Consider the following 23,748-nt stretch of genomic DNA (forward strand, 5'->3'; position numbering starts at 1 on the left):
ACGAGAAGGGGACGCGATGACGGCAGTGATGATCGGGGGACGGTCGATCTTCGACAACCTCGTCGGCCGGATGAAGGTCGGGGTGCAGACGACCGGCAGCCTCGTGATCCTCGCGGTCGAGTCGACGCGGTTCATCGTGACCGACATCGTCGCCCGGCGGTTCTCCTGGACGGAGTTCCTGCTCCAGTGCTGGTTCATGACCCGGGTGTCGTTGCTCCCGACGATCCTCGTGTCGATCCCGTTCGGCGTCATCACATCGGTCCAGATCGGCGCGGCGGCCAACCAGATCGGTGCCCAGTCGTTCATCGGTGCGGTCAACGGCATCGGCGTGCTCCGACAGGGTGCACCGCTGGTGACCTCGCTGATGATCGCCGGAGCCGTGGGATCGGCGATCTGCTCCGACCTCGGCGCCCGGACGGTGCGGGAGGAGACCGACGCCCTCATGGTCATGGGCATCTCGCCCGTCCAGCGCCTCGTCGCGCCGCGCGTCCTTGCGGCACTGCTGATCGCCATGCTGCTCACCGTGATCGTCGCGATGTCGGCGATGACGACCGCCTTCATCATGGTGGTCGGCACCGGACAGATCTCGGCGGGCACCTATCTGGAGTCCTTCGTGGGGCTCAGCCAACCGTCCGACCTGTTCCTCGCCGAGCTCAAGGCCCTGATCTTCGGGTTCATCGCGGTCATCGTGGCCGCCAACAAGGGTCTCCAGGCGCGGGGCGGCCCGAAGGCCGTGGCCGACGCCGTGAACCAGTCCGTCGTCCTCAGCGTGATCCTGCTGGCCGTCGTCAACGTCGGCATCACCCAGGCCTACGTGATGCTCGTTCCGCAGGGGGTGGCCTGAGCCATGGCCAGCGTCCAGCCACGAGCCAGGGGACTCGGCGAGCGCCTCTCCGACAGCATGGTCGGCGTCACCGACTCCGTGATGAACACCCTGGCGCTGATCGGGTTCTTCGCGTCGTTCTCCTGGGACGTCATCAAGGCCATCCCGTCGACGCTCGCGCTCTATCCGAAGGAGATGCTCCGCCAGCTCAAGGACATCGCCTGGGGCAGCGGTGCGCTCCTCGTCGGCGGCGGCACCGTCGGCGTCATGATCCTGCTGTCCATCGCGGCCGGCACGTCGATCGGCATCGAGGGCTTCAACGGCCTCGAGATCGTCGGCCTGGCGCCCCTCACCGGATTCATCTCCGCCAGCGCCAACACCCGTGAGCTCGCGCCCCTCATCGCCGCGCTCGCGCTCGGGGCCCAGGTCGGCTGCCGCTTCACCGCGCAGATCGGCTCGATGAAGATCTACGAGGAGATCGACGCGCTCGAGGTGATGGCGGTCAGCCCGATGCGCTACGTCGTCACGACCCGCGTGATCGCCTGCATGCTCGCGATCCTGCCGCTCTACCTGATCGGCCTGATCGGCAGCTACGCGGCCTCGCAGGTGTCGGTCGTGGTGCTGTTCGGGCAGTCACCCGGTCAGTACGACCACTACTTCTCGACCTTCATCCAAGGACGAGACGTGTTCCTGTCGGTGATCAAGATCCTGATCTTTGCGCTCGCGATCGCGCTGATCCACTGCTGGTACGGCATGAAGGTCGGTGGCGGCCCACAGGCGGTCGGGGAGGCCACTGGTGCCGCGATCCGCGCCAGCATCGTGTCCATCGTCGTGCTCGACATGGTCCTCACCCTCATCTTCTGGGGTGGCGATCCTGGCTTCCGGATCTCGGGGTGAGGTGACAGATGGCAAGGGAGCTCTCACGGCACACGCTCGCGCGACGCGGCATGATCGTGCTCGTCGCGCTGGCGGTGGTCGGCGCGCTGATCTCGTTGCGGAGCAACGGCACGTTCGGGTCGAAGCCGCACGTGACCACGGTCGTCAAGGACGCCGGCGGCGCCCTGCGCAAGGGGTCCGACGTCAAGATGGACGGCGTCATCGTCGGCAAGGTCAGCTCGGTGCAGCGTGACGTCGACTCCGGCGGCGTCGCCATCGACATGGAGATGTCGGACGAGGACCTCGACCACGTGCCGTCGAACGTGGTGGCGCGCGTGCTGCCGGCGACGGTGTTCGGCACGACGTTCGTCGACCTGGTCGTGCACGGGTCGGCGGCGGAGGAGAACCTCGAGGCCGGGTCCGTGGTGAAGGCCGACGAGACACAGGAGACCCTGGAGTTCCAGCAGGCGCTCGACGACATCGACCGCCTCGTCGCGGCGTTGGGACCGCAGGAGCTGGCCTCGGCGATCGGCTCGGCGTCCCAGGCGCTCCAGGGCCGCGGCGGCCGGCTCGCCGCCACGGTCGACACGCTGAACTCCTACCTCGGTCGCCTGAACCCGCGGATGCCCGCGGTGCGCAGGGACCTCGAGGCGCTGGCGACAACGACCCGCGTCGTCGACGAGATCGCGCCGGACCTGCTCGACGCGACCGACGACGCGCTGGTGTTCCTCGACAGCCTGGTCCGCCAGGAGGCCGCGCTGACCTCGCTCATCGCCGGCGGCACCGACCTCGCGAACACCGCGCGGCGGTTCCTGTCCGAACACGAGCAGCGGCTGGTGCGGTGGATCCGCGGCACCGGCGGCTACATCGACATCCTCTACGACAACCGCCGGGCCGGCATCACGGACGCGATCAGCATCAACCTGGCGCTCGGCAACACCCTGCCCCGCATCGTCAGGGAGGGCTTCGTCCAGGCGGACGCGGTGATCAACACCGACCTGCCGTCGTACTACGGTCCGGGCAACCGGCCGGCGTACGCCTTCAGCTCGATCGTGGGGGGCGCCCGGTGACCGGGATCAGGTCCGTTGCCGCGAAGGTCGCGGCCTTCGCGCTGGCCAGCATCTTGTTGCTGATCCTGCTCGTGAACACCATGAACAACGGCGTGCCAGGGGACACCCTCGAGTACTCCGCGGAGTTCACGGACGTCAGTGGGCTGCGCGTCGGTGACGACGTCAAGGCGGCGGGAGTCCGGGTCGGCCAGGTGACCGAGATCGAGGCGACCGAGGACGGCGCGAGGATCGAGTTCGTCGTCGTCGACGACCAGGAGATCTACGACACGACCAAGATGATCATGCGCTACCAGAACCTCCTCGGGCAGCGCTACATCCAGCTGGACCAGGAAGGCGCCCGCGGCGCCGAGCTCGAGGAGGGCGCGGAGATCCCGATCGCGGTCGACCACGGCCCCCTGAACGATCGGTGGCGCACCGACCCGGGCTTCGACCTCACCGAGCTGCTCAACGGGTTCCGGCCGCTGTTCGAGATCCTGCAGCCCGCCGACGTCAACAACCTGGCGACCTCGATGATCAAGGTCCTCCAGGGCGAGGGAGGCACGATCGAGGGGCTCCTCCAGCAGACCGGCGAGCTCACGAGCTTCGTCGCCGACCGCGACGACGTGCTCGGCGAGCTCATGACCAACCTGACCCCCGTCCTCGAGAACCTGGCCGGCCAGGGTGACGAGCTGCGGGCGACGGTGGTCGAGCTCAAGGACCTGATGACCGGGCTGGCCCGGGACCGCAAGTCCATCGGTGCGTCGATCGACGGCATCAGCCAGCTGGTCGGCGCGACCAGCTCGCTGCTGCGCGAGGTGAAGGCGCCGATGACGCGGACCACGGACCGGCTCGCGACGGTGGCGGCCATGCTCGCCGACTCGAGGGGCGACCTCGAGGACGCGATCCCCGCGTTCGGAACGATCTTCGAGTCGCTCGGTCGGGCGATGTCCTACGAGAACGCTCTCAACGTCTACGCGTGCTCGTTCGCGATCGCGCTGGGCAACACGGCGGTCAACCCCGCCGGCGGGAACGGCCCCTGGTCGGAGGTCTGCCGATGAAGGCGATGAACGCGCGGGACCCGTTCAAGGTCGGACTGATCGCCATCGCGGTCATCGGCCTGATCGGCGTCCTGGTGATCGTGCTGAGCGTCGCCAACTTCGGCACGAAGACCTACACCGCGGTGCTCGAGCACACCGGCGGCCTCCGGACCGGCGAGGACGTGCAGGTGCACGGCGTCTCGGAGGGCGAGGTCACCGGCATCGAGCTCGAGGACGACCACGTGATCGTGACCTTCGTGCTCGACGGCGACATCGACCTGGGGTCGCGGACCACGGGGACGGTCAAGGTGGCGACCCTGCTCGGCTCGCACTACCTCGAGGTCGACCCGAACGGCACCGGCGAGCTCGCCGACGACCGGATCCCGCTCGCCAACACCTCGGTGCCCTACAACCTGCAGGACGTGCTCGAGAGCGGGGCCGGCGCGCTCGAGGAGCTCGACCCGCAGGTCCTCGCGGAGGCGCTGAGCGAGATGGCCGGGACGCTGGGTGCGTCGCAGGACCAGGTCCGGCCCGCGCTCGAGGGCGTGGCCCGGCTCTCCGAGGTGATCGCGACCCGGTCCGACCAGGCCGGAGCGCTCCTGACCGCCGCCCGCAGCGTCACCGACCAGCTCGCGGCGAGCAGCGACGACATCATCGCCATGATGAGCCAGACCAACCTGGTCATCACCGAGGTGACGGCACGGCGGCAGGCCATCCACCGGCTGCTGGTCGAGACCACCGAGCTGTCCCGGGCGCTGGTGGCGATCGTCGACTCGACCAAGGGCAAGCTGCAGCCCGCCCTGCGCGACCTCAACGACGTCATCACCTTCCTCAACCAGCAGGACGAGGACCTCCAGCACGTGCTCGAGGTGATGGCACCTGCGGTGCGCTACGTCGCCAACGCCACCGGCAACGGCCAGTGGCTCGACCTCTATGTCGACGACCCGGCACTGCCGGCCGACGACGTGGGCTGCCGGCTGCGGGGTGACTGCTCGTGACGACGCAGACGAACCGGACGACGGCCGTGAAGGTGGCCGTGAAGGTGGTCGACGACGTGCAGCGAGCTGCTCCGGCTGGGCTCAGCCGGCCGCTTCGACTGGCGCTCCTCGCTGTCGCGCTCCTGTTCACGTCGGCGTGCGGTGCCCTGCCGGGCGCGCCCGCCGGGAAGATGGAGGTGGTCGCCTACTTCCAGGACTCCGCAGGCCTCTTCGTCGGCAACGACGTCGGCATCCTCGGCGTCCCGGTCGGTGAGATCACCTCGATCGAGCCCGACGGCGAGCAGGTCAAGGTGACCATGGAGATCGACGACGACTACCAGGTCCCGGCCGACGCCGGAGCCGTCGTGGTCGCCCGCTCCGTCGCGACCGACCGCTACATCGAGCTGACCCCGGTCTACGCGAAGGGGCCTACGCTCTCCGACGGCGACGAGATCCAGGCCGACCGCACCCGGTCGCCCGTCGACTTCGACCAGGTCCTGGCCGCCCTCAACGACTTCGCGACCGGCATCGCCGGCTCGAAGGACGCGACGAGGGCGATCCAGCGGTTCATCAACCAGGGCGCCGGGGCGCTCAAGGGCAACGGACCCCTGATCAACCAGACCGTCCACGCGCTGCAGGAGGGTGTCGACGGCATCCACGCCCAGCGCGGCAACATCACGTCGACGCTGAAGTCGCTGGACGTGCTGCTGGCTGCCGTCTCGGCGAACGAGGCGACCGCGCGGACCTTCATCCGTCAGGTGACCGAGGCTGCGGACCTCCTGGCCGACGAGCGGAAGAACTTCCGCACGGCGCTCCGCTCGCTGGACGACGCGGTGACGGTGGTCGCCGAGTTCGCCGTCGACAACCGCGAGCAGATCGTCCAGGCGCTCGACGGTTCGACCCGGTTGGTGCGCAGCCTCCTGGAGAAGCAGGGCGCGCTGACCGAGATCCTCCGCGTGATGCCGCTGGCGCTGCAGAACCTCGAGCTCGCCCGCGACGGTGACCGGCTCCCGGTCATCCTCGACCCGGTCGCCCTCGACCCGCTGGGCGGCGTCCTGCGCGACATCTGCGACCGGCTGCCGGCCCAGATCTGCCAGCTGCTCGGCACCGACCCGGGGGGCAACTGATGACGACGCGCAGGATCAGGACGGCCATCGCTGCCGCGGCGGCCGCCGGACTGCTCGTGACGGGGTCGGGCTGCTCGACGTCGATGCGGGACCTGCCGATCCCCGGCACCGGGGTGTCCGGCGACACCATCGAGATCGAGGCCGAGTTCGAGGAGGCGCTCAACCTCGCCCAGGGTGCGCCGGTGAAGGTCAACGGAGTCGACAGCGGCAAGGTCACCTCGATCGAGATCGGCGACTACACCGCCATCGTGACGATGGACGTCCGCACAGACGCCAAGCTCCACGACGGTGCCACGGCGCGGTTGCGCTACACCACGCCGCTCGGCGAGCTCTTCGTCGACATCACGAACCCGCCCCGGGGCGAGGAGCTGTCCGACGGAGGAAAGCTCACCCTGAAGAACACGGACACCGCGCCGACCGTCGAGGACGCGCTGGCGCAGGCGTCGCTGCTCGTCAACGGCGGTGGCCTGGCGCAGCTCCAGACGATCACCGAGGAGCTCAACGCCGCGCTCGGGGGCAACGAGGAGGACATCCGCCTGCTGCTCGGCCAGGCGTCGACGTTCCTCACCGAGGCCAACAGCACGACGGCCAGCGTCGACGCGGTCCTGACGTCGCTCAACTCCCTGTCGGGCACCCTGGGATCACGCGAGCGGCTGATCAACCGCGCCATGAAGGAGATACGGCCGGCCGCGCAGGTGCTGCGCAGGGCCACGCCGGAGCTCACCGAGCTCCTCAACGCGGTCGAGCGGTTCTCGGCAGCAGCGAACGACACCGTCAACGCCACGCGCTCCCAGCTGCTGGCGCTGCTCGGCGAGTTCGAGCCCGTGCTGGCCGAGCTCGCGTCCAACCGCGGCCGGTTCAACGAGATGCTGAGGAAGATCGTCACGGCAGCGGACACGCTGCGCGGGGTGATCCCCGGTGACTACCTCTCGATCTCGCTCGACCTGCACCTCGACGGCATCCAGGCGGGCAACCTGCCGGTCCTCCAGGACCTGCTCGACATCCTCGACATCACCGCCCCGATCGGTGACGTGCTGGACGAGCTCGGCCTGGGCAACCTGCTGCCGCGGCTCCCGGCCGACCCGGCCTCGCGGACGGGGAACGACTCCCGCTCCGGCGGGCCCGGTGGCGGTGGCGGTGGTGGCTCGAGCGGCAACCCGTTGTCGCTCGACGGCGTGGTCACCGGGCTGCTCGGGGGAGGGAGCTGACATGCAGAGCCTGCGCAACATCCTCACTGACCGCCTGTACCTGAGCGCGGTGGGCGTCGTCGTCGTGTTCCTGGTCGCGATCGCCTACCTGTTCGCCGCCGTCCTCGACCAACCGCTGACCTCGCGTCCGCTGACGCTCAAGGTCGAGCTGGAGCAGACCGGCGGACTGTTCGAGGGTTCCGCGGTGACCTACCGCGGCATCAAGGTCGGCAAGGTCACCGAGATCGTGCCCGCCGACGAGGGCGTCCTCGCCACTGTGCGGCTGAGCTCCGGCACGGACATCCCGAAGGAGTCACGGGTCCGCGTGCGGAGCCTCTCGCCGGTGGGCGAGCAGTACCTCGACTTCCAGCCCAAGAGCGCCGACGGGCCCTACCTGGAGGACGGGGCGACGATCCCGGCGGAGTCCACCGACATCCCGGAGAGCCTGAGTGCCACGGTCGTCGCGGTCAACGAGGTGCTGCGCCAGATCGACGACCGGAAGCTGCGGGTCGTCCTCGGTGAGCTGAGCACGGCGCTCGCGGGCACCGGCGACGACATCGGCCGGATCCTCGACCAGGGGACCGACCTGCTCGCCACGCTCGACCGGGTGTGGCCCCAGACCAACCGGGTGATCACGAACGCCGGCACCGTGCTCCGCATCGTGAGCGACAACGCCGCCACCCTCAGCACGCTCGGCACCAAGGCCAAGCAGTTCGCGTCGTTCCTCCGCAGCTACGAGCCGGAGTGGCGTCGGGTGCTCGAGCGCGCGCCCGGCCAGCTCGAGGACCTCGAGGCGCTGGTCCGGGACGCCGACGAGGTGCTGCCGGGCTTCCTCGACGCCGGCGTGAGCTTTACTGATGTCGTGATGTCCTACGAGCCGCACATGCGGGCGCTCCTGCGGGAGTACGCCCGCGGTCTCGGCGCGGTGCTGGCCGTGCTCCGGGACGGCGAGCTGCGCATCCAGCTGATCCCGGTCCGCACCGCGCGCTGCGACTACGGCACCACCCGGCACGAGCCGTACGACCCGGAGCGCCATGCCTTCCAGAAGGACGGCGCCTGCCCGGCGTCGTTCGGTCGGCTGAAGCGGGGCGCCGCGCACGCGCCCGGTCCCGTCCGATGAGCGCGCAGAAGGTGCGGATCCTGGAGGACACCCCGGAGCGGAGGTACCAGCTCGCCATCGTGGTGCTGCTGGTCCTCGTGCTGGTGGTCGCCTCCCTGGCGATCTGGCTGGTGTCGAAGAAGAACGCCGCCGAGGACGACCTCGAGAAGGCGGAGGCGGACATCGAGACCTACCAGGCCGGCCCCGACGCGCGGGACGCGGCGGAGGAGATCCTCCTCGAGATGACCTCCTACGACTACCGGAGGATCGAGGACGAGTACGCCTGGCTCGACCACTTCGCCAACGACGAGCTTCGCGGCCGGTTCGAGAAGCAGGTGCCGAACCTCAAGAAGGTGATCCGCAGGTCGAAGGCGAGGGCGCGGGGCGAGGTCGTCCAGTCGGCCTACAACACGATCGACAGCACCTCGGCGACCGTGCTCGCGTTCGTCCGGCAGCGGCTGACGGACGCGACGAACAGGCGCGGCGTGCTCGAGGACCAGTGGACGACCCTGACGCTCGTGCGTGAGGGTGACGAGTGGTTGATCGAGGACATCGACATCGTCACCGTCCCGCCTCCGTCGTGACCCGCCGGGTCGCTGCGCCGGCGGTGTTGGCCCGCCCACTAGATTGACTGGCGTGGGACGGCGGGGTGCGACGGGCGACAGGCTGTCGCTCTCGCGCGTGCTCCGCCGGCTCCTGCTGACGGTCCTCGGGATCCAGGTCGGCCTGGCGGTCGGGATGTCGCTGGTCGACTCCTACCGTCGCCGCGGCAAGCGGCCCAAGCCGTTCCCGACCCGGGACCCGGAGACGGTCGCCGTCGGTGAAGGCGAGGTCACCACCTACACCTACGGTCGCGACCTGTACGACGACATGCTCGCCGCGATCGACGGAGCCCAGCGGCAGGTGCTGTTCGAGACCTACATCTGGAAGGGCGACGCGACCGGCGAGCGCTTCAAGCAGGCGCTGGCCGCGGCTGCGGACCGTGGTGTCGAGGTCTACTGCATCTACGACGGCTTCGCGAACCTCGTGGTGGCGCCGCCGTTCAAGCGGTTCCCGTCGTCGATGAAGGTGCTGCGCTACCCGGTCTACGCGGCGGGCTGGCGCTTCTTCGACCTCCGCCGCTACGGCCGTGACCACCGCAAGATCCTCGTCGTCGACGACCACACCGGGTTCATCGGCGGCTACAACATCGGCTCCGCCTACGAGACGGAGTGGCGCGACACCCACGTCCGGGTCACCGGCCCGGCCGTCTGGGACCTCAAGCGCGCCTTCGCGGACTTCTGGAACCTCAACCGGCGGCGCCGGCTGCGCGGCTCGGAGCGGCCGCTGCTCCTCGAGACCGCGTCCACCTGGGAGCCGTCGATACGCATCCAGCGGAACATCCCGAGGCTGTGGGTCTTCCCCATCCGGGGCATGTACCTCGAGGCGATCAACCGGGCGAGCCGGAACGTCTGGCTCACGCAGGCCTACTTCCTGCCGGACCAGGACTTCGTCGACGCCCTCAGGGACGCGGCGAGGCGTGGGGTGGACGTCCGCCTGCTGCTGCCGCTCAAGTCCAACCACATCGTGGCCGACTGGATCTCCCGCGGCTACTTCAGCCAGCTCCTCGACGCGGGCGTCCGCGTCCTGCGCTACCGCGACGCCATGGTCCACGCGAAGACCGCGACCGTCGACGGGACCTGGTGCACGGTCGGGACGGCCAACATCGACCGGCTCAGCCTCCAGGGCAACTACGAGATCAACCTCGAGGCGATCGACCAGGAGCTGGCCAAGCAGCTCGAGGAGATCTTCCTCGTCGACCAGTCCCACTGCCTCGAGCTCACGAGCGGCGAGTGGGAGGCCCGGGACCTCCACCGCAAGTTCACCGAGGCGTTCCTGAAGCCGTTGCGCCCGCTGCTCTGAGCCCGACGTGACCCGGCGGGTGTGAGGCGCGTTACACCAGCGACCGCGCCGACCCCGAGGTGAGCCCGATGGCCCGCGACGTACCCCGCCACGTATACGCGCGACGCGGGCTCATCGTGCTGGTGGGGCTCGCCGTTCTCGGCGTGCTGGTCACCTTGCGGAGCAACGGCACTCTCGGCGACAAGCCGCACGTGACCACGGTCGTCAAGGACGCGGGTGGTGCCCTGCGCAAGGGCTCCGACGTCAAGATGAACGGCGTCATCGTTGGCAAGGTCCGGTCCGTGAAGCGCGACGAGGCGTCCGGTGCGGTCGCGATCGACATGGAGATGTCGGAGGACGACCTCGAGCACGTGCCGGCCAACGTGGTCGCGCGCGTGCTGCCGGCCACGGTGTTCGGCACGACCTTCGTCGACCTCGTCGTGCACGGGCCGCCGGCGGGCGACAGCCTCGAAGCCGGATCGGTGGTGAAGGCCGACAAGACGCAGGAGACGCTGGAGTTCCAGCAGGCGCTCGACGACATCGACCGGCTCGTCAGCGCCCTCGGCCCGGCCGAGCTGGCCTCGGCGATCGGCTCGGCGTCGCAGGCGCTGCAGGGTCGCGGTCGGCAGATCGCGGCGAACGTCGACGCGCTCAGCTCCTACCTCGCGCGGCTGAACCCGCGGATGCCGGCGGTGCGGAACGACCTGGAGGAGCTGGCGACCGCCACCCGGGTGGTCGACGAGATCTCTCCCGAGCTGCTCGACGCGACCGAGGACGCGCTGGTGTTCCTCCACAGCCTGGTCCGGCAGGAGGCCGCAGTGACGTCGCTCATCGCCGGCGGCACCGACCTCGCGGACACCGCGCGGCAGTTCCTGACCGACAACGAGCAGCGCCTGCTGCGATGGATCCGCGGCACGGGCACGTTCACCGACGTGCTCTACGACTACCGGCGGGTCGGCATCACGGACGCGATCAGCCTCAACATCGCCCTCGGCGCCCGGCTGCCCACGGTGGTGAGGAAGGGCTTCGTGCGCTCCGACGGCATCTTCCGGACTGACCTGCCGGAGTACTACGACCGGTCCGACCGGCCGTCGTTCGCCTCCATGGTCGGACAGGACGGATGAGGCCGCCGGCCCCGACGCTGACTCCCCGGCAGCGGTGTCGGCGCGCCGCCGTACGCTCGTAGCATGCGTCCGATCACCGACCTCGAGCGCCGAGTCGCCCCGTTCAAGGTGGAGTCCGACTACCAGCCTTCCGGCGACCAGCCGGCCGCGATCGCGGAGATCACCCGCCGGATCCAGGCGGGCACCCAGGACGTCGTGCTGCTCGGCGCGACCGGCACCGGCAAGACCGCGACCGTCGCCTGGGTCGCGGAGCAGGTGCAGCGGCCGCTGCTCGTGATGCAGCCCAACAAGACCCTTGCCGCGCAGTTCGCCAACGAGCTGCGGCAGCTGTTCCCGCGCAACGCGATCGAGTACTTCGTCTCCTACTACGACTACTACCAGCCCGAGGCCTACGTCCCCCAGACCGACACCTACATCGAGAAGGACAGCTCGATCAACGAGGAGGTCGAGCGGCTGCGCCACTCGGCGACCAACAGCCTGCTGACCCGGCGGGACGTGATCGTGGTGTCGACGGTGTCCTGCATCTACGGCCTCGGCACCCCGCAGGAGTACGTCGACCGGATGGTGCGGCTGAAGGTGGGGGAGGAGCACGACCGCGACTCGGTGCTGCGCCGGCTGGTCGACATCCAGTACACCCGCAACGACCTGACGTTCACGCGCGGCACCTTCCGGGTGCGGGGCGACACGCTCGAGATCTTCCCGGTCTACGAGGAGATGGCCGTGCGGGTCGAGTTCTTCGGCGACGAGATCGAGCGGCTGATGACCCTCCACCCGGTGACGGGGGAGGTGCTCACCGAGGACAACGAGCTCTACATCTTCCCGGCGAGCCACTACGTCGCCGGCCCGCAGCGCATGGAGCGCGCGATCCGGGGCATCGAGGCCGAGCTCGCCGAGCAGCTGGCGACGTTCGAGCGCCAGGGCAAGATGCTGGAGGCGCAGCGGCTGCGGATGCGGACGACCTACGACATCGAGATGATGCGCCAGATCGGCACCTGCTCGGGCATCGAGAACTACTCGATGCACATCGACGGCCGCTCGCGCGGCTCGGCGCCCAACTGCCTGCTCGACTACTTCCCGGAGGACTTCCTGCTCGTCATCGACGAGTCGCACGTGGCGGTCCCGCAGATCGGCGGCATGTACGAAGGCGACATGTCCCGCAAGCGCAACCTGGTCGAGCACGGCTTCCGGCTGCCGAGCGCGATGGACAACCGGCCGCTGCGGTGGGAGGAGTTCCTCGACCGGGTCGGCCAGACCATCTACCTGTCCGCCACGCCGGGCAACTACGAGCTCGACAAGGTCCAGGGCGACGTCGTCGAGCAGATCATCCGGCCGACCGGCCTGGTCGACCCCGAGGTGGTGATCAAGCCGACGAAGGGCCAGATCGACGACCTGATCCACGAGATCCGGCTCCGCACGGAGCGCAACGAGCGCGTGCTCGTGACGACGCTGACCAAGAAGATGTCGGAGGACCTCACCGACTACCTCCTCGACGCCGGCATCCGCACCCGCTACCTCCACTCGGAGGTCGACACGCTCAAGCGGATCGAGCTGCTGCGCGACCTGCGGCTCGGCGCCTACGACGTGCTCGTCGGCATCAACCTGCTCCGCGAGGGCCTCGACCTGCCCGAGGTGTCGCTGGTGGCGATCCTCGACGCCGACAAGGAGGGCTTCCTCCGCTCCGACAAGTCGCTGATCCAGACGATCGGTCGGGCCGCCCGCAACGTGTCCGGCCAGGTCCACATGTACGCCGACCGGGTCACCCCGTCGATGGCGGCGGCCGTCGACGAGACGAACCGCCGGCGCGCGAAGCAGATCGCCTACAACGAGGCCCACGGCGTCGACCCGCAGCCGCTGCGGAAGAAGATCGCCGACATCACCGAGATGCTCGCCCGCGAGGACGAGACCACCCAGGCGCTGCTGCAGACCTGGGCGGACGCCGGGGTCAGCGGCCGCGCCGGAGGGGTCAAGGGGCGGCGGGCGCCGGTCCCGACGCTCGGCGAGAGCGCGGCCGGTCAGCACGCTCCCGAGCTCGCCGGCCTGCCCAGCTCCGACCTGGCGGCGCTGATCCAGGACCTCACCGACCAGATGCGCGCCGCCGCGGCGGAGCTCCAGTTCGAGCTGGCGGCCCGGCTCCGCGACGAGATCTCCGAGCTCCGCAAGGAGCTTCGCCAGATGGTTGAAGCGACGAAGTAGGGACCCTCAGCCCGGTGGCCGGCGGGCGTGGGCCAGGCCCACGAAGCGGGCGATCACCAGGGCGACGTACAGGATGCCGGCGACCTGCTCGACCATGACCAGCGACCGGGCGTGGTCGCGCACCGGGTAGATGTCGGAGAGGCCCACGCTGGTGAGCGTGGTGAAGGACAGGTAGAGCAGGTCGAACCACAGGAGGTCCTCGCTGGCGTCGGGGCTGCTGTAGCCGACGAACGACCCGGGCCACAGCACCTGCGCGGCCGCATAGACGTAGGCGAAGGCCCAGGCGACGACGGTGAACGCCGCCCCCACCGCGTACAGCTCGTCGCGGGTGATCACGTTGTCCTCGAAGAGGTAGCGGACCATCGCGTAGGAGACGAAGAAGTAGAACGGGACGTGGAACGCCGCGGATGCGAGGACGACCGCCTCGGTCTCGGGCGAGATCGCCTCCGCGATGGTGAGCACCATCGCCGGACCGCCCAGCACGATCGCCACCCAGCTGAGCACCGGCGTCGACCGCACCGCCCAGACGGCGATCAGGACGACTGCCATCTGGACCACGCCGACCACGGCGCGCCCCGCCGTCGTGTGGTCGAGGAACGGGTAGATCAGCACCACGACGAGCTGGGCGCAGAGGAGCACACCGGAGGGATGGCGCCCGACGGTCCGGATGCCTGCGGCAGAGGTGGTCACGTTGCGGCATCGTACGGGGCCGCTGTCCGCGAACAGCGGACGCGGCGACTCCAGGACAGCTGACCCAGTAGCGTGACCGACGCTGTTCAGGGGTCGTTAGCAGAGTTGTGTAACGGGTCACAGTGTGGTTCGTTGTTCCAAGAACAAGAACACGTTCTAGTATGGCGTCGTCGGCGGGGAAACGAGCTGGGAGGTGACCGGGTTGGCGTTCAACGCTGCATCGGTCATCCGGGGACCCGGGGAGCTCGCCCTGATGACCGTCGAGGTGACGAAGCGCATCTTCACCCGCCCGTTCCAGTTCCGCGAGTTCGTGGAGCAGGCGTGGTTCGTCACGAGCGTGACCCTGATGCCGACCATCCTGGTGTCGATCCCCTTCGGCGCGGTCATCTCGCTCCAGGTGGGCAACCTCACCGGCCAGCTCGGTGCCCAGTCCTTCGCCGGCGCCACGGCGGTGCTCGCCACCGTCCGCGAGGCCGCCCCCATCGCCGCGGCCATGATCATCGCGGGCGCCGCCGGGTCGGCGATCTGCTCGGACCTCGGCGCCCGGAAGATCCGCGAGGAGATCGACGCGATGGAGGTGCTCGGCATCGATCCGCTCGAGCGTCTGGTCGCGCCCCGCGTGGTCGCCACGATGTTCGTGGCGTTCATGATCAACGGGATCGTCATCTGCGCCGGTATCGGCGGAGGCTACTTCTTCACCGTCATCGTGCAGGACGGCTCCGCCGGCGCGTTCCTCTCGTCGTTCACCGCCCTTGCGTCGCTGCCCGACCTCTACATCGCGATGGTCAAGGCGATCATCTTCGGCTGGCTGGCCGCGATCGTGGGGGCCTACAAGGGTCTCAACGCCGGCGGCGGGCCGCTCGGCGTCGGTCGCGCCGTGAACGAGGCGGTGATCGTCGCCTTCATGCTGCTGTTCTTCCTGAACGCCGTCATCTCGGCGATCTACTTCCAGGTCGTCCCTCCGGTGGGGCTCTGACATGGCCACGGTCACCGAGGTCGTCGGCGAGGTCGTCCAGGGGCGACGCCGCGCGCTGGAGCAGTACGGCGACCAGCTGATCTTCTACATCAAGGCCATCCTCTGGGTGCCCAGGGCGATCAAGCGCTACCCGCGGGAGATCTGGAACACCTTGGCCGAGGTCGCGTTCGGCGCGGGCGGCCTGAGCGTCATCGCCGGCTCGGTCGGCGTGATCGCCTTCATGTCGTTCTTCGCCGGCACCGAGGTCGGCCTCCAGGGCTATGCCTCGCTGAGCCAGATCGGTGTCGCGAAGTTCAGCGCGTTCATCTCGGCGTACTTCAACACCCGTGAGGTGGCACCGCTCGTCTCGGCGATCGCGCTGGCGGCGACGGTCGGCTGTGGCTACACGGCCCGCCTCGGCGCGATGCGGATCTCGGAGGAGATCGACGCGCTCGAGGTGATGGCCGTGCCGTCGCTGCCGTTCCTCGTGACGACCCGGATCATCGCGGCGTTCATCGCGGTGATCCCGCTCTACATCGTGGCCCTCTGCGCGTCCTACCTCTCGCCGCGCCTGATCGTCGTCTACATCTACGGGCAGTCGGCCGGCACCTACGACCACTACTTCCTGCAGTTCCTGCCACCGATCGACATGCTCTGGTCGTTCTTCAAGCTGCTCTTCCTCGCGGTCGCGGTGATCCTCATCCACTGCTACTACGGCTACACCGCCTCCGGCGGGCCGGCGGGCGTCGGTCGCGCGGTCGGCCAGGCGATCCGGACCAGCATCGTCACGATCGTGGTGGCGGACTTCTTCCTCAGCTTCGCGATCTGGGGCTCGACCACGACAGTCAGGATCACCGGCTGATGTTGGTCAACGTCCACCACGACTCTGCCAAGGAGCACAACCGGCTGCTCGTCGCCGGGATCGGCTTCCTGCTCTCGATCCTGCTGCTGGTCTGGCTCTCGATCGCGATCTACAACAAGGAGTTCGACCGGGTCACGATGGTGACCCTCAAGGCCGACCGGGCGGGCCTGCAGCTCGCCAAGTACGGCGACGTGCGGTTGAACGGCGCCCTGGTCGGTCACGTGCGCGAGATCTCGCAGGACGGGAAGGAGGCCGAGATCCGCATCGCGCTCGACCCCGAGGCTGCGAAGGAGATTCCCGCCAACGTCACCGTCGAGATCCTCCCGACGACCCTCTTCGGGCAGAAGTACATCGCCTTCAAGCGGCCGGACTCGCCGTCCTCGGACTCCATCAGCGACGGCGACGTGATCCCCGCCGAGCGGGTGAGCACCAACGTCGAGCTGAGCCAGATCCTCGCCGACCTGTTCCCGCTGCTACGGGCAGTGCGGCCGGCAGACCTCAACGTGACCCTGAGCGCGCTCGCCACGGCGCTCGAGGGCAGGGGTGAGCAGATCGGCCAGACGATGGACGACCTCGGGACCTACCTCGGCGTCATCGACGACCACCTGCCGACCCTCCGCCAGGACCTGATCGCCCTGGCCGACGTCGCCGACGCCTACGACCTCGCGGCCCCCGACCTCCTCGACGTCCTCGACAACGTCACGGTGACCAGCAAGACGATCTCCGAGAAGGCGAAGGACCTCGACATCTTCTTCTCGGACCTGGCGGGGCTTGCCAACACCTCCACCCGGATCCTCCGGACCAACGAGCAGAACCTGATCGAGATGGGCCGGGTCACCGAGCCGATCCTCGCGCTGCTCCGCACCTACTCGCCGGAGTTCCCGTGCCTCATCAAGGGCGCTGCGGCGTACGCCCCGATCCTCTCCAAGACGTTCGAGGGCAACGTCGTCAAGCAGTTCATCGAGATCGGCAACGCGCAGTACCGCAACTTCGACGAGCGCGACCTTCCCACCCACGGTGAGGTCGGGCACGGGCCGTGGTGCCTGGGACTTCCGCACTTCAAGGTGCCGGCGACGCCGCACGCGCTCGAGCAGGGGTCGCCCATCGACGAGAACCGGCCGTCCTCGCCGTTCCCCGGACCGCCGGCGCTGCCGAGCGGGTACGCCGGCAGCGAGGGCGACCAGCAGGTGGTCAACGCCCTCCTGGCGTCCAGCTCCGGCGAGGAGCCGGAGACGTACGGCGCCCTCGGCTCGCTGCTCTACGGACCGGTGGTCCGTCAGGGGGAGCCGGCCCGATGAGCCTCATGTCGCGCCGCAACGCGGTGTTCTACTCCGCCGGGATCAAGCTCAGCATCTTCACGGTGGTCTCGATCCTCCTGACCGGGCTGCTCGCGGTGATCATGGGCAACATCGGTCTCGGGGGCGGCAAGACCTACCAGGCCGTCTTCACGAACGCGAGCACCCTCGACAAGGGCGACGACGTGCGGGTCGCCGGCGTCAGCGTCGGGGAGGTCAAGGACGTCGAGCACCACGAGCGGTCGATGGCGCTGGTCACCTTCCGGATCGACGACGACATCGAGCTGACCACCGCGTCGACGGCGGAGATCCGCTTCCTCAACCTGGTCGGCGACCGGTACCTGGCGCTCGAGGAGGGTCGGCAGGCGAAGGGCGCCGACACGCTCGACGAGGGCGACACGATCCCGGTCGACCACACGCGTCCCTCGCTCGACCTCACGGTCCTGTTCGACGGGTTCAAGCCGCTCTTCCAGGCGCTGACCCCGGACCAGGTCAACGAGCTGAGCATGAACCTGGTGCAGGTGCTGCAGGGGGAGGGCGGCACGGTCCGCGGGCTCCTGGAGCACACCGCCTCGCTGACCACTGCCCTCGCCGACCGTGACCAGCTCATCGGCGAGGTGGTCACGAACCTCAGCGAGACCCTCGACACGGTCAACCGGCGCCACGAGCAGCTGAGCAACCTGGTCATCGAGCTCAAGGACTGGATGACGGACCTCGCGCGGGACCGCAGGACGATCGGCGGCTCGCTCGACAACATCTCCGACCTCACCGTGACGGTCGCCGACCTGCTGCGCCGCGGTCGGCCGCTCGTGAAGAAGGACATCGCGGCGCTGCGCGACCTCGCCGAGCTCCTCAACTCCCCGGACCAGCGGAAGGAGCTCATCGAGGTGCTCGACCGGATGCCCGAGGTGATGTCGGACCAGATCCGGACCGGCACCTACGGGTCGTGGTACCAGTACTACATCTGCGCGGTCTCGGCCCGGGTCGACCTGCCCGCCATCGGTGGCCTTCCCGTGGTCCGGCAGATCCAGGAGTACCTCTCCCGCATCGAGTTCCACTCCGACGTACCCAGGTGTCAGGACCGAGGATGAAGAACGACGACGCACGCATCATGCGGCTGGGCGTCATCACCCTGGTGGTGATGGCGGTGATCTCGGCTGCCACGTTCAACCTCTCCAAGTTCCCCGGCTTCCGCGGCACGACCTACTACGCCGAGTTCAGCGACGCCAGCGGCATCCACAAGGGCAACATGGTCCAGGTCGGCGGGATGCGCTCGGGCCGGGTCAGCGAGGTGGTGCTGGAGGAGGACCGGGTGGTGGTGAAGTTCGAGATCGACGACGGCGACGTCGAGCTCGGCCCCGAGACCACTGCATCGGTGGAGGTTCTGAACCTGCTGGGCGAGAAGTTCCTCGACGTGCAGCCGCAGGGGGAGGGCGAGCTGGAGGCCGGCGACACGATCCCGCTCGAACGGACCGAGGCCGCCTACGACATCGTCGGCGTCTTCGGCGACCTCGCCACCACGACCGAGGAGATCGACACCCGCCAGCTGTCCGAGGCTCTCGACGTGGTCGCGGGGACCATGGACGACTCCGCGCCGGAGATCGCGGCCGCGTTCGACGGCATCGCCCGGCTGTCGCGGAGCGTCTCCCAGCGCGACGAGCAGATCCAGACCCTCTTCCGGAGCTCGCAGCAGGTGACCCGTGTGCTCGAGCGCCGCGGCCAGGACATCGTCGACCTCATGCGCAGCAGCGACCTGGTCTTCAAGGAGCTGCAGAAGCGGAAGGCGGCGGTCCACCGGCTCCTCGTGAACGCACGGATCCTTGCCGAGGAGCTGGAGGGTCTGGCCGAGGACAACGCGGAGCAGATCGGTCCGGCGCTCGCCGAGGTCGACGAGCTGCTCGGGATGCTGGTCTCCAAGAAGGAGCAGCTGCAGGACACGCTGCACCACCTCGGGCCCTACGTCGAGATCCTCAGCAACATCATCGGCACGGGGCCCTGGTTCGACGCCCTTGCCATCAACCTCGCCGGTTTCCCGACCGGCGAGTTCTCCCCCGGATTCTCGGAGTGATGGCGATGGTGGCGAAGGTGTGGAAGGGCATCGACCGGCGGGTCGTCCTGCTGGTCGTGGTGCTGATCGTTGCGGGTGCCCTGCTCAACGTCGCGCGGTCGCCGGCGGACACCAAGACGGTGACCGCGCACTTCCCGCGGGCCGTGAGCGTCTACAAGGGCACCGACGTCCGGATCCTCGGCGTCAACGTCGGCGAGGTCACGGCGGTGACCCCTGCCGGCAACTCGGTGCGCGTCGAGATGGAGTACGAGGCGACGTACCGGATCCCGGCGGACGCCAAGGCGGTGATCGTGACGCCGACCCTGGTCGCCGACCGCTTCATCCAGCTCACCCCGGTCTACGAGGGCGGCGAGGTCATGGCCGACGACGCCGAGATCGAGCTGCCCGACACGGGGGTGCCGGTGGAGCTCGACCGCATCTACAGCAGCCTCCAGGCGCTGACCCGCGCGCTGGGACCGAACGGCGTCAACAAGGACGGCACGCTCAACAACCTCCTGCGCGCCGGTCGGAAGGCCCTCCAGGGTCAGGGCGCGGCCGGCAACGAGATGATCCGCGAGCTCGCGCTGGCCGCGGAGACCTTCGGCGACGGGGCGGGACCGTTGTTCCAGACGGTCACCCACCTGGCGTCGTTCACCTCCACCCTCGCCGACAACGACGCGCTGGTCCGGGCCTTCATGACCGACCTCGCGGGCGTCTCACGGACGTTGGCGACCGAGAGCGACGAGCTGCAGCGGGCGGTCGCGGCCGTGGCCAGCGCCGTCGGCAGCGTCGAGTCGTTCGTGCGCGACAACCGCGACGCCCTGGCGAAGGACCTGCGCCAGCTGTCGACGGTCATGTCGACGATCGCCTCCGAGAAGGAGAACCTCGACACGGCCCTCGAGATCGCGCCGACCGCGATGAACAGCCTCGCGCTCGGGTTCGACCCCGGCTCGGGGTCCCAGAACTCCCGGGTCGGCATCGCCGGCAACATCTGGGCCGCTGACGGCGTGATCTGCGGCGTGATCCAGCAGCACCCGGAGATGCCCAGGGCGTTGAAGGACACGGCGTGCGACCTGGTCGCGCAGCTGCTGAGCCCGCTGGTCGACGGCCTCCCGCAGCTCCCGCCGGGGCCCCCGGAGGAGCGCAACGCGGCCGAGCCGGCCCTGAACGAGCGCGGACGGCTCAGGGTGCCGGTCCCCCATGACGTGGACCACCGCGAGGAGAGCGACCCGTCGCTCGCGACCCTTCTCGGGGGTACGTCATGAAGACGACCCTGCGGTGGCTGCTGGCGACGGCCCTCGGCGCTTCGATGCTGAGCGGCTGTGACTTCGACGGCGCCTACGACCTGCCCCTGCCCGGTTCGCCGGTCGACGAGGACGAGGCGTTCGAGGTCACTGCCGAGTTCGCGGACGTGCTGAACGTCGTGCCCCGGTCGCCGATCATGGTCGACGACGTCGTCGTCGGCGAGGTGACCGAGGTCGAACGGGTCGGGTGGCACGCCAAGGTGGAGCTCCGGATCCAGGAGGACGTCGTCCTCCCGGACAACGCCATCGCCGACATCCGGCAGGTCTCGCTGCTCGGCGAGAAGTACGTCGCGCTCGAGGAGCCCACCGAGCAGGAGCCGGTCGGTCGGCTCGAGGACGGCGACGAGATCCCGCTGTCGGTGACCGGACGGAACCCCGAGGTCGAGGAGGTCCTGGGCGCGCTCTCCTTCCTGCTGAGCGGGGGCGGCGTCGCCCAGCTCGGCACGATCACCCGCGAGGCCAACCTCGTGATGACCGGTCGCGAGGACCGGCTCAAGGCACTGCTCGGGTCGCTCGAGGGCGTCGTCGGGACCCTGGACCGGCAGAAGGCCGACATCATCAACGCGATGGAGTCGATGAACAACCTCGCCGCGACCCTCAACGCCGAGAAGGACACCATCGGCGAGGCGCTGGACGCCGTCGGACCGGCGATCGACGTGCTCGCCGACCAGCACGACGAGCTGATCGACATGCTGGGGGCGCTCGAGCGGCTCGGCCGGGTCGGGACCCGGGTGATCAACGCGAGCAAGGAGGACCTGCTCAAGATGCTCGAGCACCTCTACCCGGTGCTCACCAAGCTCCGTCAGGCGGACCACCAGCTCGGCCCCGGGCTGAACCTGATGGTCAGCTTCCCGTTCCCCGAGGCGGCCAACTCGATCGTCCAGGGCGACTACGCCGACACGATCGCCCGCATGGACTTCGACCTCGACAACCTGTTCAACAACATCGGGGTCCCGCCGATCGACCTGCCGAACCCGGGAGACGTCCTGACCAAGGTCGAGCGGTGTCTCCGGAGCGGCAGCCTGAGCAGCGCGGCGTGCGCGGCCGTGCTCCAGGACGCCGTGCTGCTGGGAGACCTCAAGGACACCTGCCGGCAACGCGAGTACCGCGACAGCCCGGTGTGCCGAGTCCTCAACTCACTCCCCGGCGTCAACCTCGGGGGGCTCGACCCCAATGCGCTGACCGACCGTCTCAACGGCTACGCCGACGGCGTGAACGAGCTGTCGAGCGAGCTGGTTCGCGGCGGCGGGTCCGCCGAGGCGCCGGAGCCGAGTGACCTGATGGGGGTGACCACATGAGTCGCGGCGTACGGATCCGGCTGGTCGCCTTCATCATCCTGAGCGCGGTCGGCATCTCCTACATCACGGCGACCTACCTCGGCCTGGTGGACCGGATCACCGGCAGCGGGCACACGGTGACCGCCACCCTGCCGGGCTCCGGTGGTCTCTTCGAGGGCAGCGAGGTCACCTACCGCGGGGTGAAGATCGGCAAGGTCACCGAGATGACCCCGACCGCCGAGGGCATCGAGCTCCAGCTCGCGATCACGGAGGACACCAAGCTCCCCACCGACTCGAAGATGTACGTGCACAACCTGTCCGCGGTCGGCGAGCAGTACCTCGACTTCCAGCCGCCCGACGAGGACGGGCCGTACGCCGAGGACGGCACCGTGTTCCACGGCGACGAGTCGTCGCTGCCGGTCGACGAGACCGACCTTCTGATCGACCTCGACGAGTTCGTGCAGTCCGTCGACAAGCGCGACCTGCAGGTGCTGGTCGAGGAGCTCGGCGTCCTGTTCGGCGACACGGGCCGCGACCTCCAGGCGATGCTGGACAACGGGTCCGCGTTCATCGAGGAGGCCTCTGCCCACACCGACGAGACCATTGCGCTCCTGCAGAACGGGCTCACGGTCCTGCGTACGCAGCAGGGCCAGAAGGAGAACATCCGCTCGTTCGCCCGGGACCTCGCGACGCTGACCGCCGCGCTCCGCGGAAGCGACAAGGACCTCCGCAAGGTGCTGACGAGCACGCCCGGCGCCGCCCGCGAGCTGCAGGCCATGCTGGAGCAGCTCGAGCCGACGTTGCCGGTGCTCCTGAGCGACCTCATCGCTGTGGACCAGGTCGTGCTCGCCAACCTGGACGGCCTCGAGCAGCTCCTCGTCACCTACCCGGTCCTGATCGCGGGTGGTCCGACCGGCAGCACCCGGGACGGATGGGGTCACGTTAACCTGCAGTTCGACAACGACGTCCCGCCGTGCACCCAGGGCTACCTGCCGCCCTCGCGGCACCGCTCTCCGCACAACCTCACCGACAAGCCGTACTTCCACGCAGAGTGCAAGTCCGGACCGCCGTACGTGATGCGCGGCCCGAAGTACGTCCCCGCCCGCCGCGGCAACGCGTCAGTGCCGCGCGTCTACAGTGGCACGTACGACCCGGTGACAGGGGAGGTGCCGGGCGTGCGTGATGACGCGGGCCGGCAGGTGCGGTTCCGTCAGACGGGGAACCTGTCGGTCCTTGGAGGGGATGCGTGGAAGTGGCTGCTCGTGGGTCCGGTGGCGCGTTGACGCCTGGTACGTCGAAGGAGCAGGAACGCCGCAGAAAGGTCCGTCTCAACATCGTCCTCGCGATCGTCGCGGTGGCGTGCTTGGTCGCCGTCGCTCTCGGTGGCCGGATGATGGGCGAGCAGTACGGCGACCGGGCGGATGCCGTCGAGGACGGCGGGTGGCTGGACCGGACCTGGTCCCTGCTCTCCATCGAGCGCGCGGATGAGTCGGCCTCGTCCCGGGCCGGCGAGGACGTCGGCAACGGGACGGTCGAGGCCTTGGCCCTCGCCCCCGAGGAGGAGCAGGAGCAGACCGCGGCGCAGCTCGAGGCGGCGACCAAGATGGCCAACGCGTTCCTGAACCTCCAGCACGAGGAGATCGAGGCCAACATCGAGGCCGTCAAGTCCCTGGCCACCGGACCGTTCCTCCGCCAGTACACCCGCGCGTCCGACGACCTGGTCACGCTGATCCGGCGGGCCCAGGCCACCCAGACCGGCGAGGTCGTCTGGGCGGGCCTGGTCGCGGGCGACGCGGACGATGCCACCGTGATCGTGGCGACCACCGGGACGGTGGCCAACAAGGTCACCGACTTCGACCCCACGGCGCGGAGCTACCGGCTGCAGCTCGACCTCGAGCTCGTCGACGGCCGGTGGCTGACCAGCGATCTCCAGTACGTGAAGTGA

The 23,748-nt window shown here is 69.1% G+C and carries 22 protein-coding genes; 21 read left to right on the forward strand and 1 reads right to left on the reverse strand.

Features of this window, described 5'->3' with window-relative positions:
• Positions 1–16 precede the first annotated feature (16 nt).
• The 12 genes from F0U47_RS02605 to uvrB all read left to right on the forward strand — a co-directional run bounded on the left by F0U47_RS02605 (position 17) and on the right by uvrB (position 13,373).
• The gene (locus F0U47_RS02605) at positions 17–844 is read left to right on the forward strand and encodes an MlaE family ABC transporter permease (protein WP_246159390.1); all 828 of its coding nucleotides are present in this window, start codon (positions 17–19) and stop codon (positions 842–844) included.
• Positions 845–847: 3 nt separating this feature from the next.
• Entirely contained in the window at positions 848–1,720 is an 873-nt protein-coding gene (locus tag F0U47_RS02610; RefSeq protein WP_149748731.1) for an MlaE family ABC transporter permease, read from the forward strand.
• A gap of 8 nt (positions 1,721–1,728) precedes the next feature.
• Positions 1,729–2,769, forward strand: coding sequence for an MCE family protein (locus tag F0U47_RS02615; RefSeq protein WP_149748732.1), 1,041 nt, complete (start codon positions 1,729–1,731; stop codon positions 2,767–2,769).
• Positions 2,766–3,806 carry an MCE family protein gene (locus tag F0U47_RS02620; RefSeq protein ID WP_188111135.1) on the forward strand — a complete coding sequence of 347 codons (1,041 nt, stop codon included), beginning with the start codon at positions 2,766–2,768 and terminating at the stop codon, positions 3,804–3,806. The genes F0U47_RS02615 and F0U47_RS02620 overlap by 4 nt, the downstream gene beginning before the upstream one ends.
• Positions 3,803–4,783 (forward strand): MCE family protein, encoded by a 981-nt coding sequence (locus F0U47_RS02625; protein WP_149748734.1) that lies wholly within the window; start codon positions 3,803–3,805, stop codon positions 4,781–4,783. Before F0U47_RS02620 ends, F0U47_RS02625 begins: the two co-directional genes overlap by 4 nt.
• Complete coding sequence (locus tag F0U47_RS02630; RefSeq protein ID WP_188111136.1) at positions 4,780–5,889, forward strand: MCE family protein; 1,110 nt, start codon at positions 4,780–4,782, stop codon at positions 5,887–5,889. Before F0U47_RS02625 ends, F0U47_RS02630 begins: the two co-directional genes overlap by 4 nt.
• On the forward strand, positions 5,889–7,097 hold the full coding sequence (locus F0U47_RS02635) for an MCE family protein (RefSeq protein WP_149748736.1): 1,209 nt from the start codon (positions 5,889–5,891) through the stop codon (positions 7,095–7,097). Before F0U47_RS02630 ends, F0U47_RS02635 begins: the two co-directional genes overlap by 1 nt.
• A gap of 1 nt (position 7,098) precedes the next feature.
• On the forward strand, positions 7,099–8,196 hold the full coding sequence (locus F0U47_RS02640) for an MCE family protein (RefSeq protein ID WP_149748737.1): 1,098 nt from the start codon (positions 7,099–7,101) through the stop codon (positions 8,194–8,196).
• Positions 8,193–8,759 carry an Rv1363c family protein gene (locus F0U47_RS02645; RefSeq protein WP_149748738.1) on the forward strand — a complete coding sequence of 189 codons (567 nt, stop codon included), beginning with the start codon at positions 8,193–8,195 and terminating at the stop codon, positions 8,757–8,759. The genes F0U47_RS02640 and F0U47_RS02645 overlap by 4 nt, the downstream gene beginning before the upstream one ends.
• Before the next feature lie 52 nt (positions 8,760–8,811).
• A complete protein-coding gene (locus F0U47_RS02650; protein WP_246159391.1) occupies positions 8,812–10,077 on the forward strand; it encodes a phospholipase D-like domain-containing protein in 1,266 nt (421 codons plus the stop codon).
• A 68-nt stretch (positions 10,078–10,145) separates the two neighbouring features.
• Positions 10,146–11,180 carry an MCE family protein gene (locus F0U47_RS02655; protein WP_149748739.1) on the forward strand — a complete coding sequence of 345 codons (1,035 nt, stop codon included), beginning with the start codon at positions 10,146–10,148 and terminating at the stop codon, positions 11,178–11,180.
• Between the two features lie 63 nt (positions 11,181–11,243).
• Entirely contained in the window at positions 11,244–13,373 is a 2,130-nt protein-coding gene (gene uvrB / locus F0U47_RS02660) for an excinuclease ABC subunit UvrB (protein ID WP_149748740.1), read from the forward strand.
• Positions 13,374–13,379: 6 nt separating this feature from the next.
• Here uvrB and F0U47_RS02665 read toward each other — a convergent pair whose 3' ends face one another.
• Positions 13,380–14,063 (reverse strand): potassium channel family protein, encoded by a 684-nt coding sequence (locus tag F0U47_RS02665; protein ID WP_246159392.1) that lies wholly within the window; start codon positions 14,061–14,063, stop codon positions 13,380–13,382.
• Positions 14,064–14,316: 253 nt separating this feature from the next.
• Here F0U47_RS02665 and F0U47_RS02670 point away from each other — a divergent pair, with 253 nt between their 5' ends.
• The 9 genes from F0U47_RS02670 to F0U47_RS02710 are packed head-to-tail and all read left to right on the forward strand — an operon-like array spanning position 14,317 to position 23,748.
• Complete coding sequence (locus F0U47_RS02670) at positions 14,317–15,039, forward strand: MlaE family ABC transporter permease (protein WP_149749107.1); 723 nt, start codon at positions 14,317–14,319, stop codon at positions 15,037–15,039.
• Between the two features lies 1 nt (position 15,040).
• Positions 15,041–15,880, forward strand: coding sequence for an MlaE family ABC transporter permease (locus F0U47_RS02675; RefSeq protein WP_149748741.1), 840 nt, complete (start codon positions 15,041–15,043; stop codon positions 15,878–15,880).
• Positions 15,880–17,178 (forward strand): MCE family protein, encoded by a 1,299-nt coding sequence (locus F0U47_RS02680; RefSeq protein WP_149748742.1) that lies wholly within the window; start codon positions 15,880–15,882, stop codon positions 17,176–17,178. Before F0U47_RS02675 ends, F0U47_RS02680 begins: the two co-directional genes overlap by 1 nt.
• Positions 17,175–18,266 (forward strand): MCE family protein, encoded by a 1,092-nt coding sequence (locus F0U47_RS02685; protein WP_246159393.1) that lies wholly within the window; start codon positions 17,175–17,177, stop codon positions 18,264–18,266. Before F0U47_RS02680 ends, F0U47_RS02685 begins: the two co-directional genes overlap by 4 nt.
• On the forward strand, positions 18,263–19,243 hold the full coding sequence (locus tag F0U47_RS02690) for an MCE family protein (RefSeq protein ID WP_149748743.1): 981 nt from the start codon (positions 18,263–18,265) through the stop codon (positions 19,241–19,243). Before F0U47_RS02685 ends, F0U47_RS02690 begins: the two co-directional genes overlap by 4 nt.
• Complete coding sequence (locus F0U47_RS02695; protein ID WP_149748744.1) at positions 19,243–20,487, forward strand: MCE family protein; 1,245 nt, start codon at positions 19,243–19,245, stop codon at positions 20,485–20,487. The genes F0U47_RS02690 and F0U47_RS02695 overlap by 1 nt, the downstream gene beginning before the upstream one ends.
• Positions 20,484–21,824 (forward strand): MCE family protein, encoded by a 1,341-nt coding sequence (locus F0U47_RS02700; RefSeq protein WP_149748745.1) that lies wholly within the window; start codon positions 20,484–20,486, stop codon positions 21,822–21,824. The genes F0U47_RS02695 and F0U47_RS02700 overlap by 4 nt, the downstream gene beginning before the upstream one ends.
• Positions 21,821–23,086: an MlaD family protein gene (locus tag F0U47_RS02705; protein WP_149748746.1), complete on the forward strand. Its 1,266-nt coding sequence runs from the start codon at positions 21,821–21,823 to the stop codon at positions 23,084–23,086. Before F0U47_RS02700 ends, F0U47_RS02705 begins: the two co-directional genes overlap by 4 nt.
• A complete protein-coding gene (locus tag F0U47_RS02710) occupies positions 23,056–23,748 on the forward strand; it encodes a hypothetical protein (RefSeq protein WP_149748747.1) in 693 nt (230 codons plus the stop codon). Before F0U47_RS02705 ends, F0U47_RS02710 begins: the two co-directional genes overlap by 31 nt.

Source organism: Nocardioides antri (assembly GCF_008373765.1).
Lineage (GTDB): Bacteria > Actinomycetota > Actinomycetes > Propionibacteriales > Nocardioidaceae > Nocardioides > Nocardioides antri.